Here is a 17,522-nt window from a genome sequence, read left to right as displayed (position 1 = left end):
AGCCGGGCCCACTCGCTCTATGGGTGCCCCGAGTCATCGGGAGATCACCTCAGGAGCCAACATCATGTCGACGAATCAAAGCCCCATTCCATCCAATAGAGTCCTTCACGGCGACTGCATCTCAGTAATGCAGAGCTTGCCAACCAGCAGCATTGATCTCATCCTTACCGATCCACCGTATGGTCCGCTATCTTGACCGCGAAGGCAGGTCCATTCAGAACGACAGCAATGCCGACTGGCTTAGGCCGGCCTTCCAGGAGTGCCATCGCGTCCTGAAGCAAGACCGCTTTATGGTCTCCTTCTATGGCTGGACCAAGATCGACAAGTTCTTCGAGGCGTGGCGAAGCGCAGGCTTTCGCGTCGTCGGCCACATCGTCTTTCCTAAGCCATACAGCTCGAAAACGCGCTTCCTAAAGTACCAGCACGAGCAGGCGTATCTGCTGGCGAAGGGGAATCCGGTCCTTCCAGAGAGTCCCATTCCCGATGTCATCGACATGCCTTATTCCGGCAACAGGCTCCATCCGACACAGAAACCGGTTGCAGCGCTGAAGCCATTGATTGAAGTCTTCACCCGGAAGCACGAACTCGTCCTTGATCCCTTCTGTGGATCGGGTTCCACGCTTCTGGCTGCAAAGATACTCAATCGCCGGTTCCTGGGAATCGAACTCGATGCCCAGTACCACGCAGTCGCCTCGCGGCGGCTGCATCTAGATGGCATTCGTGCCGCGTAGAATCTTTGCGCCGCCAAAAGCCTGGGAGTCAAGGCCGTTGCCGCTATGCGGTGCGCCTCTCGGGCGCAGCCTTGACTCCTTCTTGCGGCGCTCTCTTCCCATCATGGCTTGAATGGCCTGTGTCTCGAACGCCTTTAAGCGATAACTTGATTACATATCCTAAAATAGTTCTCCCAGGAGATAGCTTGAATACTTCTCAGATATTGGCTGCCATCGACGCAGAGATTGCTCGTTTACAACAGGCGAGAAAGATACTGTCGGAGGTGAACGCAACTCCCACGCGCGGGCCGGGACGGCCGAGAACAATTGGTGCGGTAGCCATCAAGCCTAAGCGCCACTTGAGTGCAGAGGCACGTGCCAAAATCGCGGCTGCACAAAAGGCTCGTTGGGCTAAGGCTAAGAAGGCTGCCAAAAGCTGAAAGTATCAGACCGTCGAGACCACAATCCCTTGGGTCATCGATTCAATGCACAACTAAGCCGAATGTCTTCGCTTTTTCTTTGCTATTCTCCTTCCATGCTACTCCCCGCTTGGCTAGACCGGGAGATCAATTTGGAAGGGAAAAGGTAGAGCGATGACCACGCAGATCAAAAGCTTTTTTCAAGCCTTACTCTCAACGTTCGACCAAAGTTCGGAACTGACCTGGTCGACGATCAACGACACGATAACCGTTGCGGTGTTCTCGACGTCTGGCATGAATGTCATGGTTCGCTTCTCCCCGCTTGATGTCAGCTGTCTCGTTGATTACCAGATCACTGGTAGGCGCACCTCCACCACAGAGTGCGTTCGATCGTCTCTCTCCGTGTATAGCGGTGTGCTGCACGCATTGCGCATCTTCCATCGTGTTCACGGACCGGTAGCCTATCGGTTCGCAGAGGATGACCAGGCGCTTGCGGAGCTTTGGGACGCCTACCGGCAATGTCCTCGTCCGTCAGGCTATGAAACCCAACACGCATTTGCCCACTAATCATCATGTCAGGAGGTACCGATGATTGCTGAATATAAGTTGATTGCAGTTCCTTTCCTGAAGAACGAGGGAGAGGCGAAGGGAGCTCTCGAGACGGTAACGTTCATCGCTGCCTCCGTAGCAGCTACGCACAAGTGGTGGTGCGTCAACGTCGGCACCTTCGAGAAAGACTTTCAGAGGATCGTCTCTCCGGAGCTGGCAAAGCACGCTACCGAGACTCTCAAGGCAGGTAAAGCCTTCGAATTTCCGAATCTCTATGAATTGGATGAGGTCAGAGGTGGCTTCGGCGGTAGGTGGGAATAGGGGATATGTCGCCGATCCGAGGATTCGGAAGTGCAGAGATACAAATATGAATGCGCGTTTTACGACTACCAGCTGCCCTTCAAGGTGGTTTGTCTCAATGAGTGCATTGCCCTGTTGTCAACAGTGGAGACTGGTAGGACCACTGAGAGCCGAGGGATGGCGAACAAAGAGATTCTGTGTTTTCCCGTGGCTTCGGGCTCGTTTCCTTGGTCGTACGCTGCGCGCTCAGGGACGCGGTGGGAGGGTGATCCCGGCTCATCGTGTCGGGACCTTTCCTGATCCAAGTTGATTTCCTTATTGGGATTTGCAGTTTGCCGACATTATGTGCTGAGTGCATTTCATGGAGCGGCCTTTGCGTTTGACCAGCTTAAGCTTTGTCGCGAGCTACTCAAGTAAAGCATTCACAAAAGATTTCTTCGGAGAGACGAATGAGTGTCGGTTGACAACAGAAAAGTTCTGTTAGATTGTGTTACTGATCCTCCCCCGGCCACGTCACGCTTTTTGAATATGTCGAGTACAACTGTCTCTGACGGGTGTAGAAATGAAAAATATCTTGGCAAATGTGGTTCTTAGCCGACTGTGGGCCACTGTCCTGAGGTCCATTTGTACCAGGTATTTGCTGGATACATGCACGATCGTCAAGCACATCAGGCAAAGCTTCCACCTCTCCTCCCCAAAAAGATCGGCCAGCTTTTTATGGAAATTCCTCAATTTCGATCATTTGATTGGCGGCCATCGGATTCTTCCGTTGAGAACATCTTGTATAAGGACTGAATTCCATGGTCGATGAAAAACTCCTGCCTGCGAAACGAATACCGACCAACATCGTAGCGCTTAGCATTTGCGGTGTTGCCATTGGTTGGATGATCGGCTTGGCCACATCTCCGGTCATCGAAAGAGTGCTTGAAAGTATCTTGGGTATCGCAGGTGCAGTTGTCGCCACGCTGGCCGGTATAAAGGTAGCGGCAAAGGCGGAATCTGATTCTTCCAGCGGAATTAATGCGGACGCGGCAAAGATCGAAGCTAAAACAAAGGTAGAGCCCAAATCGCTAATCGAGATAAACGCTTGGCCTGTCGCTATGTTTTGCCTTCTCTTGGCGGGCGGCTCCAGCCTTGGCTTGATGGCTAGAGCGCGCGATTGGTTCAGGCCCGATCCAAACCGCTTCATCGGTAAGTGGAGCGCGAGTACGAAGCTGAAGCCAGAAGTGTTGGCTAAAGTTCTTCTTGGTTCGGAATATCCAGAATCACCCTCCGCTGAGATGCGCGAAGAGATGTTGCCTCGGTTCGCCAAAGGAGGTCCGGAAGTTACATACGCGGATCTTAGTCGCGTGATCGCGGCAATGTATCCAGTGAGACCGGCGGGGCAAGAGGTAAGCGGGCATCCGAGTGAAGGATTTGGGTTGAAAGACGACCAAGCAAACCCACCGACCTGTAGGGCGATCCTCGACGCTAAGAAGGCGAATCCTGCTGATTTCGACCTCGCGAACCAGATATCAAGTAAGTTCACTGCAGACTTCACTAAATGCAGTAGCAAAGGGGCGGCTTGTGCGCTAAAGATCTGGAGCGATAAATGCATCTGAGCCATCTGTCACGATTACCCACGGTTGTGGTCTACCTTTCGGTTTGTCTACGATGCTATGCACAATTAGAGGCTGTACAGAATACGAATGAGTCGTGGGATGGTCTATTCCAAGTTCGCGAAGTAAACGGAAGATCGCAGCGTATTTTAACGGGCTTCCGAGTGAAGGGGAGCGCAGGACTCTATACATGCTTGCACGGTGTGATTGATGCTGCGATTGATCCTCCGCGGCACAGCATCGCGGTAAATGTCCGCGGCGATCAGAATAAAACCACAGCTGTGGAGATGGTCGTTGGAACTGTCGACCTCAAAGAAGATCTCGCGCACTTGGTTCCGGTGAGAGAAGCGGAGTGGGACGCGGCAATCAGAGCCACCTCTTCATTTGAGTTTCAGCCGATCGAGAACGTAACGCACTCGCTAAAGCCGAACGACGTCGTCTTCATAAAGGGAAATCCTGCATCATCAGGATTCGTGCAAAGCAAACAGGGAAGTATCATAGGCTTATCGAAATACACACTAAGCGGATACACGACAGTCAGAGGTCTGGAATCGCTCGCGCAACGTCATAGCCCTGAAACAACCTATCCAATAATTCCAGTTCTGGCGGCCATCACGCACGGCGAATCGGGAAGTCCCGTGCTCAATACCGCTGGGAAGGTTGTCGGTGTGATAGACGGAGGAATGTCTGAAGGCCAAAATTGGGCGATTCCAGTACAGGTAAATACGTTTGCTCCAGGCAATCAAGCATTCGAGAACCCACGAAATCCCGCCGTGATGGCAGAATTAATAGCTATTGCTGGAATGAAAGTTGAGGCCCTGACCTCGCTCGACCGAGAGTCAGATCGTTCGTGTGAAGATGCTTTCAACTCCGGAGAGTTACGCAACGGTGCGACAGATGTGCAAATCAAAAACTGCATTGTCCAGAGCCTTCGCGCAAACAAGGCAGGCGGGCCCGCTGCCCTCTTATTTCGAGAACGAACCCAATTCTACCTATGGTTGAAATTTCCATTTGGCAATCGCCGGATAGTCGATAAGGCCTGCTACAGTGTCGAGGGCGTGAGACCATCACGCTTCAAGCAAGTTTTCGGGACAGGTTGTCCTAAAGATGGGCTCAACAGCTGCGTTTATTACGCGGACGCCCATCACAATGCGAAGGTTGGATTGGTTCCGTGGCTGGGGGCGGAGTGGGATCCTGAAGCAACTGTGACTGTACACGTTGAGATTCGCGGCAATTGGTATCACGTAGAGAATGTCCCACTTAGTTTGGCGCAATTTGAAGAGTTGCCTGAAGACTCTGATGATCCTTGTTGAGTACTTTCGTGGCCTCGTTAGAGGAACTGAACAAGCCGCAATGATGGAAAACTGCGCGAACGCGATCGCATCCTACAATCCGTTTAGCCTTGCAAACACGGGGAGTTTTCAGAAGCCGCACACCAAGTCTCTAATTTCATCGTTGCAATCTGACGAAAAGCTAAAGACGATTCGAATAATCCTGTAGCAAATGAAAGGGAAAAAGATGGCGACTGGCTTGCATCACTGTCAAGGCGACCTGAGCGATCCCAATCCAACAATCATTCAGGACGAACTCCGCTTCCGAGTCTGACGCCGATTCTCCCGGTGGTGGTGACCATCAACTCACGGACCACCTCTTGGATCGATGGAAGGCGGGTGAGAGGGCCCGTCTTCTTCGGACCGCTAAACTTTTCAAGACTGTATGGGGCTCGCAGGAGTTCAAGGACAGGACACTGTCCATAGCAATGTTAAGCTGGCATATTGGCTCTACCGACGAAGATACTTTGCCATCTATGATTACGGGACAAAATCTTTATGGAAAGTTGCTCGCTTTGCGAAATATAACCATGAACTTGGATCGCAGTGCAAATCCGCGCAGAGGCGAGACAGCGGACACGGCAGACGATTTCACAAAATCGCGGCGTTGGTGGGCCGACGAAGCCACCGTCTATAACCTTTGCAACACGCTCAGCCATGAATACACGAACTACGAGGTCCCCTGGAAATGCTCGGGATCAGGGATAACACGGTCAGGAAAGAGTTTGTCTCATATGGCATCGATGCGCTCACAGAAAACTTGGCTGCTGGGGCGTTCGCTGCGACGACGGATCCGACCGCGTAGTTTCTGCACTACCCTTCTAAGAATTCGTGCGATTCACAAGCAGCATCTAGCATGGGCTTACCCTGTTTGTCAGCGCGATTCATTGAAAAAGCATCCGATTATCAGAGATTCGGTAATTATAGAGCCGCCAAGGTGCCCAATCGGCTATGCAGAAATCATGCGAGGTGTACCAATCTACCTAGAAACGCGGACATCCCAAGCTCAGCCGATTCTTAGGTCCAAGCTTCATTTCTAGGGTCCCTTCTTGTCGGTCTGGGCCAGCGCATACTGCACTGACGAACACTGTTGTCCTCAAACTCTACGATGTTTCGGCTAACCTAAGCTACTGCGGATTGTGACCTATGCGGAACCGTCTATCCACACCCAATTGTTGCTGCTTGTTCTCCACCGTTGCATACTGTGGCCTCCTTGCCGCCTCATTTCTGGTTCCAAAACCTGGCGTAGCTCAAGGCGGCACGGAGCAACGGTCTCCTGGTGTCCCACCTCTCGCGGGCGGCCACGTCCGAATCGACCTGGACATCCCGAAAGATAATCGCGTGCAGCGCCGACGCAGACCCTCGGCGACCGATTGCACACGCGCACCTCAAGTCAAAGCATGTATGGCGCTTGCCGATGGAAGCGCACAACTCGCCTATGGAACGGCGCTTCTCTCTGCGGGCAAGTACGCAGTTGCGCGCACGGCTTGTCAGGCTGCACTTAATGCTGCGGCGACCGCCACGGCTCAGTCTCTAGAACCCGGTCTGTCGAGTGCCGTGACAATGGTTGCCACAAGACTTCAGAAGGAATCGATTCTATGCATGGCACGCGCGGATGAAAGCATCCATCACGGTCAAAGCGAGGCGATCGATCTAGCTCTGCAAGAAATAGAGAGGCAGCGATGGAGCAAGGATTCCGAGCGGGCGGTAGCCATGCTCGACGACTTGCGCAAACGTTATGCGGATGACCTCTATGAAAAAGGCGGGGCAGCGGAACAGCTAAACGGTAAAGTCCGTAGGGCGAAAACAATGCCAAGCTGGCGAAACGCGAGAGACCTTATCGTGGAAAGCTGGTGGCCTGCCCTGCCCTTCGCTATGAAGTTCCTCGCATTCGTTCTCATAATGTTTGTTCTATGGGCAAGTTTCCGGCTCTTTATGCTATTCGGTCTCCGCTCCACGGAGAGGCAGAGGCGTTATAAATGGCGGGTTTGGAGCGTTATAGACAAAACCGAACAGGGAGCGGCTGGTCCCATTATGGAAGCCCTTGACCTGGGTAGCAATGCGCTCCTTAAGCGCTACTTTGATCATGATGGCGAAACCTATTCCATCCTGCTATCCCCGTTTGCAGCCGTACGACGCGATAGCGAGGCCCCTGTTGAAGGCGATAGGAAACTGCGCCGGGAGGAGTCTCCTAGATCTGCCTCTCCAGACGCCGCCCCGCCCATTTGGCTGAACTTCCTTGGGCCTCGTGGCGGGCCACTTACTATCGAATCACCCCCCATCGCGTCAATGAAGGAGCACACCTTCGTGTTGCAGGAAGCCGTCGAAGAACTTGATTTCGCCATCGCGGGAACAGAGGTCAAGGGAATCGTCGGCGCCGCGAGGGCCGTCCGTAGGTGGCTCTATAAAGGTCTTCCCGCTACCGCCGCATTTGCCTATCGTGGAGGCTCTGACGGAGCGAAGGACGCCGTCGTGCGACTCACATGTGTTAGCGGTTGGGGATCCTCACGTACCTGTTCTGTTATCGCTTCCACCGAAGAGGGCGCATACACCAACGCGCTTGATCTCGCTGCGCATCGTGCAGCATTCAAGCTTTTCTATCGGCTTGCGGTGCCGACCATGTACGCAGATCAAGTTACGGCTATCGCGGCATTTCAACAGGCCCTGCTTCTCATGATGCTCTACATCTGAGGAAAACTAGATGGAACAAAGAAGCAATTTTGAAGATGGTAATCTGGACGTCCCCGTTGCACGTTCGTCTGAAGCGGCAAGCAGGACTACGGAAAGAAACAGCGAGGAATATGCCGAGAGACGCGCGTCAACTCACCTTCGCATCGCTCTTGAAAACCTCAAAGTCGCACGGCAGAACCTTCGAAATTCGAAGTTTTCTCCCGACGCAAAGCTCGTCTCATTCTACGAGGGCATCGCCCACGGAATGGAAAGCCGCCAGGCAGCAAATGACAACTTCAGAATGCGCCGCCTTCGCTTCGAGGAAGCGCTCGATTTGATAGACGCAGAGGACGTCAACGCTCGAGTGATCGGTCTTGAAGCATTGTGTAATCTTGCAACCATCAAGCAAACAAAAGCGCTAACCGACTGGCGGTTCGGTCCTCCTAGAGCCTTACCGCTCAACGAACCCTCGCAATCCGCACCGTCTACGCCCGGTTATGAGGCTATCACCTCCTACAATCTTTCAGAAGTCGTCCTGGACAAAAATCTTTTGGAGGACGCAGTCGACAATTATCAACTGCTGCTCAAACTCTTGCAGTCCGACATCCTAATGTCGGCAGCTAAGCACACAAATCATTCCGCCCTAACGAAGTCGCGTCTGGAACTGACCGCCAACTCAGGACTTATCATTTGTCGCTACGCACTATGGCGTGACACTCCCTCTGACCAACTCGCAGATACAATACGATTTGCCGCGAAATCTACCCTCGCCATGGCAGAGAATCTGCGACAAAGCCTAAAATCCGAGGAAGGCGCTCAACTCAACGCGCAGAACCCTTTGGATGGCCTCACAGGGAGTCTGTATAACCGACGGGATAATGCACCGCGATTCAACGAGATGATGCGGAAAGCGCTCAACGTTTTTCGCGGGCATGTGATGAAACCCCAGCCAACCAAAATATCAGACGCTGCGGCGACGCTTGTTATTCTTAGCGAAATAGTTTACTTCGTTACTGCAATACAAGAATTTGTAACTCTAAGGCGCACTTAATGAGCCGCTGAGGTTCGGAGAATCTAGAAGGATCCGATCCAGGCCGAACTGTTCATGATCCGGATTCAGAAAAGACTCAGCTCGGATGACCTAAGCCAAGTTATAACTCCCATCCTCGTTTAGTGGCGAAAATCTCAGTGAGGTAATGTTGGACCGTTGGCATAGGACAATTAGATACTTTTCACATGAGTTATTCGGCTCCGTCGATAAGGCGGATCAATTGGCAAGAGCTTGCGTAAGGTGACTTAATGTACACACGCAATGTATTTGCCGAGTGCGGCTTTCGGCCACAGATATTCAGGGAGATAACTATGCTTTCGCCTTTGCGTTCTGTGCCTACCTCGACTAAACTTGAGGCTTCAAACAGATCTATTGGACCTAGATTCTTCTGGTCTCGACGGTTCCGCAGCGTTCGACGACCTCTGCACAAGTCACTGATTTCGATGAACATTCGCCATAAACTGGAGCAGACCTCAGTTTCCTGGCGACCGGGAGCTAGCTAGAGCGCAAGCTGCAGCATCCGATTTGCATATGCGATTTGTCGTCGGAATTCCATAACTAGAGCACGTTACCCACCTTACGGGAGCCTCTCTGCAGAATGAGCGTTACGATTGAAGGTCGTTTGAGCTCCGGAAAGGAGCTGCCTGCCGCAGTCCGCAAGTTCGATCTGTACGGTACGATCGCCAGTCGCAGAATCTGCGACGGTAGTTGTACTTTTTAATTTTGGTACTACGCGCCGCAACTGCTTGATTGACGTTTGCTGGGTACCGGACCGCAATTATTGTTGCGCGTCGTGGCCGACAGGGCAGAAGAAATAAAACAAGAAGCCAACGAAAGACGCCCTGCTTTCCGACCCGTGTGACGCAGAGTCAGGGACGGTACCAGCCGTAATGCCAACTAGGCTGGGTCATGACAATCTTGCCTGTATCGATAGTGGCTCCCTGCCGCTTCAATATATCGCCCAGAGAATGTGTTTGTTCGATGAGGTCGAGCCCCCACGGAGTGAACGTTGCAGAGTTGTAAACATGCTCCGATAAAAGGGGATTAGTCAGCGCCTGAGAAAAGGCATCGACACCGACCATTCTCATCAGTAAGCTGGGCAAAGTTGATTTGTCGACGCGGTCTTCTGCGAACAACCCCGGATAGAACTCCACCTTGTTGATGTCTCCGTAGATATTTCTTAGGAGCTCAACGATCTTGGGATTGCTTGAAATGTCACTAAAATCCTGGGCTTGTTCCATGCCGTAGGCCGCTCGGTAACTGTTGTAACTGGCCAGTCGATTGGCGCGTCCCTGCTGAATTGCCAACTGCTCTATCGGCAGCAGCGCCCAGCCCGTGTTGAAGGGGCCAAGCTCGGCGCTCGGTTGACTGGCAGTTGCCAGGAATGCCTTCACCAGGCCTACCTCCATCAATGGACTGTTATCAAGCACAAAGTCTCCAAGCTGAATCGCCCGGGTCGGCCACTCGATCTCGTCGGGCATCAGCGAGTGCCACCGATATAACAGGCTGAATTCTGCGGTCATCCAGTTTGGGCGGTTCCAGTTTGCGGACCAGGCTACCGACGGGTCCGCCACCAGATTGAACGGTATAGGGGCGATGTGATTTATATATTGCTCGATCACTATCTTGATGAAAATTGGGATCATAATGTTTCGGGCAGTTTGGAACACGCGCTCATCGTCCCACCCCGGATTCTGCTTTTCCAGTTCGCCCGCGATGCGATTATGTTCCCGCAACAGCAGCGTGTTCATCATTGCGGTAAAGGGCGTGGAATTGGCGCGGTCACCGCCAATTGCGAACAGGGTTTTTAAGCGCTCCACCGGCCAGTCCTTCACACCCAATGGCGTGTCTAGCTTCTGGAAGCTGGGGTCGGGGCCGCTTCCGTCACGCAAGTAGTAGTAGGGCGACCATTCCTCGCCGTTAATGATCTGGCTTGCTAGCCGGCCTCGACGGCCGGGCGTAGGATCGAGCAGCCGCAACGTGACCGTCTGCACCTCAGTTCGTCCGTAAAGCGGGCACAGATCAATTTCGTGGTTCGATGTGGTTCGGGCTCTATCGTCATTGTTCGTGCGGATGAATCCGTCCGTTAGGTATTGCGCAAAGGCGGGGAACAGGCAGGTTGATTTATCAGACTTCCGCTGCTGTCCGGGCTCCCGCTTGAACAGCGCGACCACGGCGGTGACTTCCGGCAATACGCCGAGGTCGGCCGCGGGCAACTGGCGTGCTTGGTACGTCCTGTCGGTCAAGGTCTTCCATGAGGTGTAATCGGACGCGGTGCTAAACGGATGTGGACGGAACGGTGCCGAAGCAACAAGCGTATCAATCATTAGTTTGGATGCTGCGCGATCGGCCCAACCGCATTGGTCGATCGCGCCGCCAACTATTCCGACGATTCCATCTAAGAATGTGGACAAGATTATTCTCCTGGATTGGAAGTGGTTTGTGTATTGCTTATATTGACGGTCGGCTCGAAACGCTGAACGTGGTTGAGGTCGTGCCGCAACGCGGAAATGGTTTCATATACAATCCGTCGCACTCGGTTAATACCTCCAAGCGGACGATGGGCATCCAATCCATGCCACGGCGTAAATGAAAGTGCCTCACCAAACGCAACTCGCTCCGGCGTATCGAATATTTGTCTGTTGATGAGGAGGTGGGCCACGGGAATGAAAGGCGATGCTTCCTCGCTCCAAGCGATCGTCGGATCTTCGATCGGCATAGACCCTGTTGTCTTGCGTAGCTGCACACAGAACTCAAACGCCGCGTCACGGCTCGCCAGAGATGCAACCAGATTATGGTGCAGAAAGTTGGCGCTCGAGCGATCGACGAATGGGGACGGATCTCCCATGGGGCGACAGGAAAACTTACACGCTTGATGACCGAGTAAGTATGGCGTCATGCTGTAGTATTGGGTGTTTAGTGGGTTGGAAACGACGCGGCGAGTGATCCCAGATGCCGCAAAATATTCGTGGATACGGAAGCGAAAGGGATTCCAGCCGGGCAGGAAAAAACGCATTGGGTTTGATGCGGATTGGAATGCCACATAGTCAGATGCGTTCCGCACAAAAAAAACGGGGTTGTTGATCATGATGAAATCTTGGGTATTCGAGCGACTCGCGGTTACATTCATGACCTTGACGGCCATACCGCGCCCATCGCCGATTTTGTCGTCTTGCGGTGTGCCCGAACCATTTGAGAAGCGTACCCAACACGGATAGCTCGCCGGGTTGGCAAATAGTCCTTGGGCAACTTCGGTGGGCAGGTCGCTAAGGACCTGTAGTGTGGCAGCCAAGCAGCCATGTGCCTTGGGATGGGCATCACGAGTCGCTGGTCCGGATGTCGTCCTAGCGCGTACGCCGCCCGAGATCATCTCCGCGATAGCGGCCGCGGCAGCAGCTTCTCCTTCCGGAACTGATTCCAGAGGCGAGGCTCCGAGCGGTGACGTTGGTATGAGCTGCAGTAAGGCAGAATCGTCGTTCAATGGCGTCACCCTATCTTCTGACGCATGGGCAGTCAGCAAGACACCTAGACTTTGGAATTAGGGCCGATTGTGTGGCGATGGGAGAAGGAGTGGTGAGGTCAGGCTCGCAAAGTTGAAAGAGCAAAGCGTAAATCGAAAAGCATCATTGAGGCAGAGAACTCAGAAAGCGTTCGCTTATCAGATGAGAAACCGGAATACAATTGTGCTCCATGTGGTCCGAAATGTAACAGTCTTTGAACTTGGAAGATGTCTGGCTTAGCCACTTCAGTGCGATAAAGTTCTGGAGACTGCCATGTTTATCCGATCAAGCACTGCGATCCACAAATTGAACATGAATGTTGATGTGTCGCTCCTTCAACGTGCGAGGCATGACCATCGGGACAAACTACACTTGCGGATCCGTGGTCCACGGCTTTTGCACCACATTCCTCACAATCGTGATTGTCGGTGACGTCGTCAACGAGGTCGTCGTGCCCATTAGGGCAGCGAACCTTCCATTTACCAAAGAGCGGCATCTGCTCTGCCTCGCAGATTAGAAGACTACACTTATAGCGCGACAAGATTCGCACATCATTTGTAAGACGTCAATATTAATTTCTTTGTCTTAGGATCTTTGTTAGCTTTGACGTCGTGTCAAGCGCTCGGTTGCCTTGTTCGTCGATTTATCTAGCAAATGATTCTCGACCAGTTTGGGTTGAAACTGCAGTGACAATTCTCAGAGGCCGACCCGCAATAGACAATCGACCCCATCCGGTAAGGCTTCGAGCCTTATCTCGTGATTCGTGCGAGGTTCCCAGTTCGCCGAACGCACCGGACATGTCTGCCTGTCGTTTCGGATTTCTTTCAGCTTCCCGGCTCCGTACGCACTAGAACTGCTTGGTTGCACCATTCTGAATCATGTCGTTTCGATTAGAAGACTAATGGCGGTCCGGATGTGAGCACGTCGGCGGCGATATTCCCAGCCCGATGACCTTTGCCAACGAAATCTCATACGAGGAATCGATGCCCGAGGACACGCGGGTAACCCCGCCTGTCGGCCGCGACCAGCGTGCTGGACAGGACGACGTGGATGGCAACGAGGGAATCTTCGAGCGAAGTCTCTAGTTCTTGTTGTGATTGGGCAGGACGAAGAAGGCTTTGGTGTTCGGGATCACCCCCAAATGTCGTTCTGCTCGTGGTCCTGCCTCGCGTCACGGGCACCGGACGTCGTGCCAAGACAAGAATTCGGCGACCCAGTCCGCACGGTCGGTCCGCCCGTTGCGGAGAGGAAGGTGTCCGTGAGTACAGATTCGTCCGTGATGAGTCTCCTGCCGTGGAGTTTGAAAGCTGGGTTGTGCGCGGATCTTCGTGATACGAGTTGCGACTGAAATGTGCTAACGTTCTGGACGGACTTTCGTCCTTTTCAACCAGGCCCCCAGTAGAACATTGCGAATGCAAAGAGTTAGGAATTCGATCCCGGAACTCTTGGCGACCTTGCGTCAAAAATCAGGCCCATCCATAAATCCAAATTTCATTCAAAGGACTTCGTATGCTCACTTTTGGTTTATTGCTCAATCAACTTTCTGATCACCTCAATGCCTTGATACAGCAATTTCAGAATGCTGGACTGATTCTGGAAGTAAACGCTGGGTCACAGATCACAAACCTGATAGATGCCACGCGTGAGGCGTTCAAAGATTCGCTCAACACCGCAGAATCTGATCTGACGGCAGCACAACAACAAGCTAAGTCCGGTATCAGTGACCTGATTGATCAACTGCAGACCCAGGTTGTCGAGAACCTGACGACCAAGCTCCAGCAGATCGCCAACACACTACCGATAACGAACAAGATCCCACAGGTGACCTCATTTTCGGGTAACGTCGTAGCACCCAACATCGCTGGAGATATCATCATCAGCATCGCGGGGAACTTCGTGTATGTCGGAGAAGATGGCTATGATGCTCAACTGACTCTTGGTGACTTCACGACGCCGAACAAAATCAAAACAACCCAGTCCCTGACCTTCCAGATACCGCATGACAATTTCGCACCATCTCCTAACTCAGTCAGTTATGTGCCCTTCACCGTCACCATTCCGTATAAAGTCACCCATCTGGGAATCTTCCATAGCAAGGAGACGATGACGTTCAACTTTGTCGCCATCGTTCTCCCGCCGGCTCCTGGGTACTACATACTGCAAACGTCAGCGCTTGGGGACACCAGACAGGAGATCCCAGACAGTTGCACAGGTCTGATCTGGGACTCATCTGATAACGATGACGATGCAGTCAGGGGGGCCAATATGACCGACGGCTATCAATGCATGACCGAAACGGTGAGCTACCACTTCACACGAGAAGAGGGGGATCAGGGCAGCGATTGGTTTGATCTGGGCAATGCCAGCACCGCTACATTTGTCGGCTGGCACTTCAAGACAGAACATCACGGCCTCGGCACCAGCGGTAAACTTACGGTCAACCTCAACTTCCGCAAATACAAAAATGTGCAGCAAATGCAGACTGCCGTAGGGCCGAGTACGCCTCTATTGTGGGGTGACTCGAAAGTGATCACAATTGACCCGAGCGCTACTTGGAAGATCACCTTCAATCAGTTCAATGGGGTGAGTAAGGACTACTCGAGCAGTGATCGATCGAACCCTTATTTATCGATCAGCAGTGCGGGAAATCAGCTAACTCTGAAGGTCATTCCGCAATAGAGAAGGGGTCTTATGAACATGAAGCAGATCAGCACCCCTTTGTGTTATCCGAACGCGGCTGACGATGACGACACTGTCGACGTGCCGTTTACGCGATACGCGGATCCCGGCTGGTCATCCAGATTGGCTCATCCTCACTCCTACCAGTATTTAGGTCTGGCGACACGAGCACAAGATAGCTGTGGATGATGGTGAAAAGGTTGTATACAACGTCACAGCCGTTCGCCACGAAATTGGTCAATCAGTAATCAGATTCACCATGGCCGCTAAGGAATTGCAGCCCTGAATCTCTGATGAAAACCCGGCGTCAGTCCAGTCAACACGAACGGACTGACACCGGGGCATGTCACCCCTGAAGCCCGCTAATGGTCCAGTCAACACTCTCCGGCGTGATCGGAACGTAGCCGCCGTCGATCGAAGCCTAGAAGGATCAGATCCTCCGGAATTGGTTCACCCTTCGTCGCCCATGTACTGCGTGTGCTTCCACCTCTTGGAACCATCATTCATGGATTCGCCGGTCAGGTGTCCGAAGGTCACACCACCGATTGAGCGGAACGAAGCCGGAGGAAATGGTGCCCCCTGCGATGTGGCGGATAATACGGATGCTGATGAGATCAACGTAAGCGCGATTGTTGTAGGCCTTGTGTCCTCGAAGTAGGCCACTTTGAGCGTGGCGGTCTTCTTAGATCGCCCCACCGTCGAAGGTGAACATCGGGTTCTTCACTTCGATCGCGGTCCGAGCGAGCCGTCCTCATTGAGGACGGGGAAGACCCCGCTAATCCAGCCAAGCTGGGTGCCCTGCTCACAGTTGCGAATCCCACCACACCGGGTAGCTCAGGTAGGGAGACGAACGGATCGGCATCCCAGTACGCGGACGGAGGTTCCAGTCCTGCATCATCCTCTGGTCGTGTACGTACTTCCGTATCTTTACAAGGAATGGATCCCTGAATCTCGAAATATTGATCTTTCGCCTGATGTAATGGACGTCTTCTTGCTGTTCTTGATCGCCTCGTCGAGGAGCGGTGTTGAGAGAGCGTGTCCATACCGAGAACCTCGGCACTCCGTTCCAATTGTTGAATTCGAACTGATCGAAGCTTACTGGAGAGCACTACCGCCGGAATGCGAACCGCCGCTGGAGAAGGCACAGGGTGATAACGATTGAGATGAGCACCCAACTGCCCCGTGCCCGGTAGTTCTCACTCCCGCCGCCATGAACGAGCTCGTGATACCTCAACCTAGCGTGAGGGCGAGAATGCGCTTCCTGAGGAGGTTGTTTGTGAAGGGGAAGTCGAGGCCGCCATGTCAGGTAATACCGGATCGCATGGGCGACCTGGATTATGAGATCGTTCTATTTGAGATAGCTGATAACCCAGGTCTACAATCGCCCTTGCCGTAAGAAGGGCGTTATGCCAAACGACGACGAGAGGATTCAAGCGTCCAAGGACTGCATCTCCGCGAGGGACAACCGGCTTCTCAAGGGCGCGTTGCCATACATACCGGGGATACTTTATGGTGATTCCGAGGCAGTCAAAAAATGGCGGAAAAACAGTTAGCAGATACTCCACAGAATTGTCTGGAGCCGGTCAAAAAGCTGGAAACCCGAATCCGATACCTTGTTTATCGCGCAATAGACCTACGTAGCTAGGGTAATCATGCAGATTTCAGCGGAGATTCGTGTGTTCTGGTCTTCGAAGCCGGAAGCGTTCGTCACCTGGTTCAAAGACGAATCGATCCATCTCTGCGCGGCAGGTGGAGGTGAGAAGGCCAGAAAAGACCTGTACCTCCTCGACCCATCACAATTAGAGATGGGTATCAAGCGGCGAGGAGGAACGGAATTCCTAGAAGTGAAAGGTCTGGTTGAGCGTCAGACAGACCCCCTATCGATTGATGGTCTCGCGATCAATCCAGAAATCTGGACGAAGTGGCAGGCGAAGCACCTGACGTTTGGGCCGGACGTATCTTTCAGCACGAACAAACTTCGCTGGATGCGGAAGTTCGACGCTATCGAACTGCAGGAGGTTCGCCTGGCTCCCAATGAGAAGCCCATCGACGGTGTCCTACCTGCCGAAGGCTGCAACGTTGAACTAACCCAGATTACCGACCCGTACGGGAAAGTCTGGTGGTCACTTGGCTTTGAATCATTCGGCAGTCTGGTCCGGGTTGAATCGAATCTCAAGGCGACGGTCGAAACCTTCATGAATCGAACAGGGCGACCCGAACTGCCGCATGGAGCGCCGATGAGCTATCCCAATTGGATAGCTCATGTCGTCTTTCCAAACTAGCGATGCGCGGTTGGCGGATACCGACGGCGGAGGTGTGGAAGACTGTCCCGGGACGACCGCTCCATTCTCTGATGAGGCATCGGCATGGGCCGAGCATGTGGGACCTGTGGCTCAAAGGTAAAACTAAAAGCGCTGGCTTCATACCTCACACTGAACAGGCGGAGCTCCGATGGCGAGGCGTAGGACCTGAGTCGGCACCAGCTGACCCTGAAGGAGGATGGCGTAGATAAATCGATTTCGTCGCAGCGACGTATGTTCCGCAGGTGTTCTGGCTTTATAAGGAATCGTTGGACCTTTATCGCGCCAGAATGAAGATACCGGACGACGTTACGCTGGGCTGGACCGACGACAACTATGGTTACCTGCGCCAGCTTTCGTCAGCCGAGGAGCAGAAGCGATCTGGCGGTTCCGCGGTTTACTACCATGTGTCGTA

At 53.0% G+C, this 17,522-nt stretch carries 13 protein-coding genes; 11 read left to right on the top strand and 2 right to left on the bottom strand.

The features are described 5' to 3' along the window. Positions 1-179: 179 nt before the first annotated feature. From JAO29_RS04325 to JAO29_RS04295, 7 genes are all read left to right on the top strand, one after another. Complete coding sequence (locus JAO29_RS04325; RefSeq protein WP_334266957.1) at positions 180-731, top strand: DNA methyltransferase; 552 nt, start codon at positions 180-182, stop codon at positions 729-731. Between the two features lie 572 nt (positions 732-1,303). Then, positions 1,304-1,696 (top strand): hypothetical protein, encoded by a 393-nt coding sequence (locus JAO29_RS04320; protein WP_334266956.1) that lies wholly within the window; start codon positions 1,304-1,306, stop codon positions 1,694-1,696. A gap of 21 nt (positions 1,697-1,717) precedes the next feature. Next, positions 1,718-1,999: a hypothetical protein gene (locus JAO29_RS04315; RefSeq protein WP_334266955.1), complete on the top strand. Its 282-nt coding sequence runs from the start codon at positions 1,718-1,720 to the stop codon at positions 1,997-1,999. 779 nt (positions 2,000-2,778) lie between these two features. Beyond that, positions 2,779-3,579: a hypothetical protein gene (locus JAO29_RS04310; protein ID WP_334266954.1), complete on the top strand. Its 801-nt coding sequence runs from the start codon at positions 2,779-2,781 to the stop codon at positions 3,577-3,579. After that, entirely contained in the window at positions 3,570-4,889 is a 1,320-nt protein-coding gene (locus JAO29_RS04305) for a S1 family peptidase (protein ID WP_334266953.1), read from the top strand. The genes JAO29_RS04310 and JAO29_RS04305 overlap by 10 nt, the downstream gene beginning before the upstream one ends. Before the next feature lie 1,422 nt (positions 4,890-6,311). Further along, complete coding sequence (locus tag JAO29_RS04300) at positions 6,312-7,598, top strand: hypothetical protein (RefSeq protein ID WP_334266952.1); 1,287 nt, start codon at positions 6,312-6,314, stop codon at positions 7,596-7,598. A gap of 10 nt (positions 7,599-7,608) precedes the next feature. After that, positions 7,609-8,628 carry a hypothetical protein gene (locus tag JAO29_RS04295; protein WP_334266951.1) on the top strand — a complete coding sequence of 340 codons (1,020 nt, stop codon included), beginning with the start codon at positions 7,609-7,611 and terminating at the stop codon, positions 8,626-8,628. Positions 8,629-9,497: 869 nt separating this feature from the next. Here JAO29_RS04295 and JAO29_RS04290 read toward each other — a convergent pair. Further along, complete coding sequence (locus JAO29_RS04290; RefSeq protein WP_334266950.1) at positions 9,498-11,042, bottom strand: peroxidase family protein; 1,545 nt, start codon at positions 11,040-11,042, stop codon at positions 9,498-9,500. Positions 11,043-11,044: 2 nt separating this feature from the next. Beyond that, on the bottom strand, positions 11,045-11,998 hold the full coding sequence (locus JAO29_RS04285) for a catalase family protein (RefSeq protein ID WP_334267205.1): 954 nt from the start codon (positions 11,996-11,998) through the stop codon (positions 11,045-11,047). 479 nt (positions 11,999-12,477) lie between these two features. Here JAO29_RS04285 and JAO29_RS04280 point away from each other — a divergent pair, with 479 nt between their 5' ends. The 4 genes from JAO29_RS04280 to JAO29_RS23405 all read left to right on the top strand — a co-directional run. After that, positions 12,478-12,645: a hypothetical protein gene (locus JAO29_RS04280; protein WP_334266949.1), complete on the top strand. Its 168-nt coding sequence runs from the start codon at positions 12,478-12,480 to the stop codon at positions 12,643-12,645. Positions 12,646-13,637: 992 nt separating this feature from the next. After that, positions 13,638-14,807, top strand: coding sequence for a hypothetical protein (locus JAO29_RS04275; protein ID WP_334266948.1), 1,170 nt, complete (start codon positions 13,638-13,640; stop codon positions 14,805-14,807). 1,676 nt (positions 14,808-16,483) lie between these two features. Further along, positions 16,484-17,089, top strand: coding sequence for a hypothetical protein (locus JAO29_RS04270; RefSeq protein WP_334266947.1), 606 nt, complete (start codon positions 16,484-16,486; stop codon positions 17,087-17,089). Positions 17,090-17,319: 230 nt separating this feature from the next. Continuing rightward, positions 17,320-17,522, top strand: a 203-nt coding sequence (locus tag JAO29_RS23405; RefSeq protein ID WP_442886316.1) for a glycosyl hydrolase 115 family protein, incomplete at its 3' end; no start/stop codon positions are given.

The organism is Edaphobacter sp. HDX4, assembly GCF_036877565.1.
GTDB lineage: Bacteria > Acidobacteriota > Terriglobia > Terriglobales > Acidobacteriaceae > Edaphobacter.
This window is presented reverse-complemented; position numbering and strand designations above follow the sequence as displayed.

What these genes read in the sequence shown, in the direction of transcription:
- JAO29_RS04325 (WP_334266957.1), top strand. Translation starts at nt 180, where the DNA reads ATGGTCCGCTATCTTGACCGCGAAGGCAGGTCCATTCAGAACGACAGC.
- JAO29_RS04320 (WP_334266956.1), top strand. Translation starts at nt 1,304, where the DNA reads ATGACCACGCAGATCAAAAGCTTTTTTCAAGCCTTACTCTCAACGTTC.
- JAO29_RS04315 (WP_334266955.1), top strand. Translation starts at nt 1,718, where the DNA reads ATGATTGCTGAATATAAGTTGATTGCAGTTCCTTTCCTGAAGAACGAG.
- JAO29_RS04310 (WP_334266954.1), top strand. Translation starts at nt 2,779, where the DNA reads ATGGTCGATGAAAAACTCCTGCCTGCGAAACGAATACCGACCAACATC.
- JAO29_RS04305 (WP_334266953.1), top strand. Translation starts at nt 3,570, where the DNA reads ATGCATCTGAGCCATCTGTCACGATTACCCACGGTTGTGGTCTACCTT.
- JAO29_RS04300 (WP_334266952.1), top strand. Translation starts at nt 6,312, where the DNA reads ATGGCGCTTGCCGATGGAAGCGCACAACTCGCCTATGGAACGGCGCTT.
- JAO29_RS04295 (WP_334266951.1), top strand. Translation starts at nt 7,609, where the DNA reads ATGGAACAAAGAAGCAATTTTGAAGATGGTAATCTGGACGTCCCCGTT.
- JAO29_RS04285 (WP_334267205.1), bottom strand. Translation starts at nt 11,998, where the DNA reads ATGATCTCGGGCGGCGTACGCGCTAGGACGACATCCGGACCAGCGACT.
- JAO29_RS04280 (WP_334266949.1), top strand. Translation starts at nt 12,478, where the DNA reads ATGACCATCGGGACAAACTACACTTGCGGATCCGTGGTCCACGGCTTT.
- JAO29_RS04275 (WP_334266948.1), top strand. Translation starts at nt 13,638, where the DNA reads ATGCTCACTTTTGGTTTATTGCTCAATCAACTTTCTGATCACCTCAAT.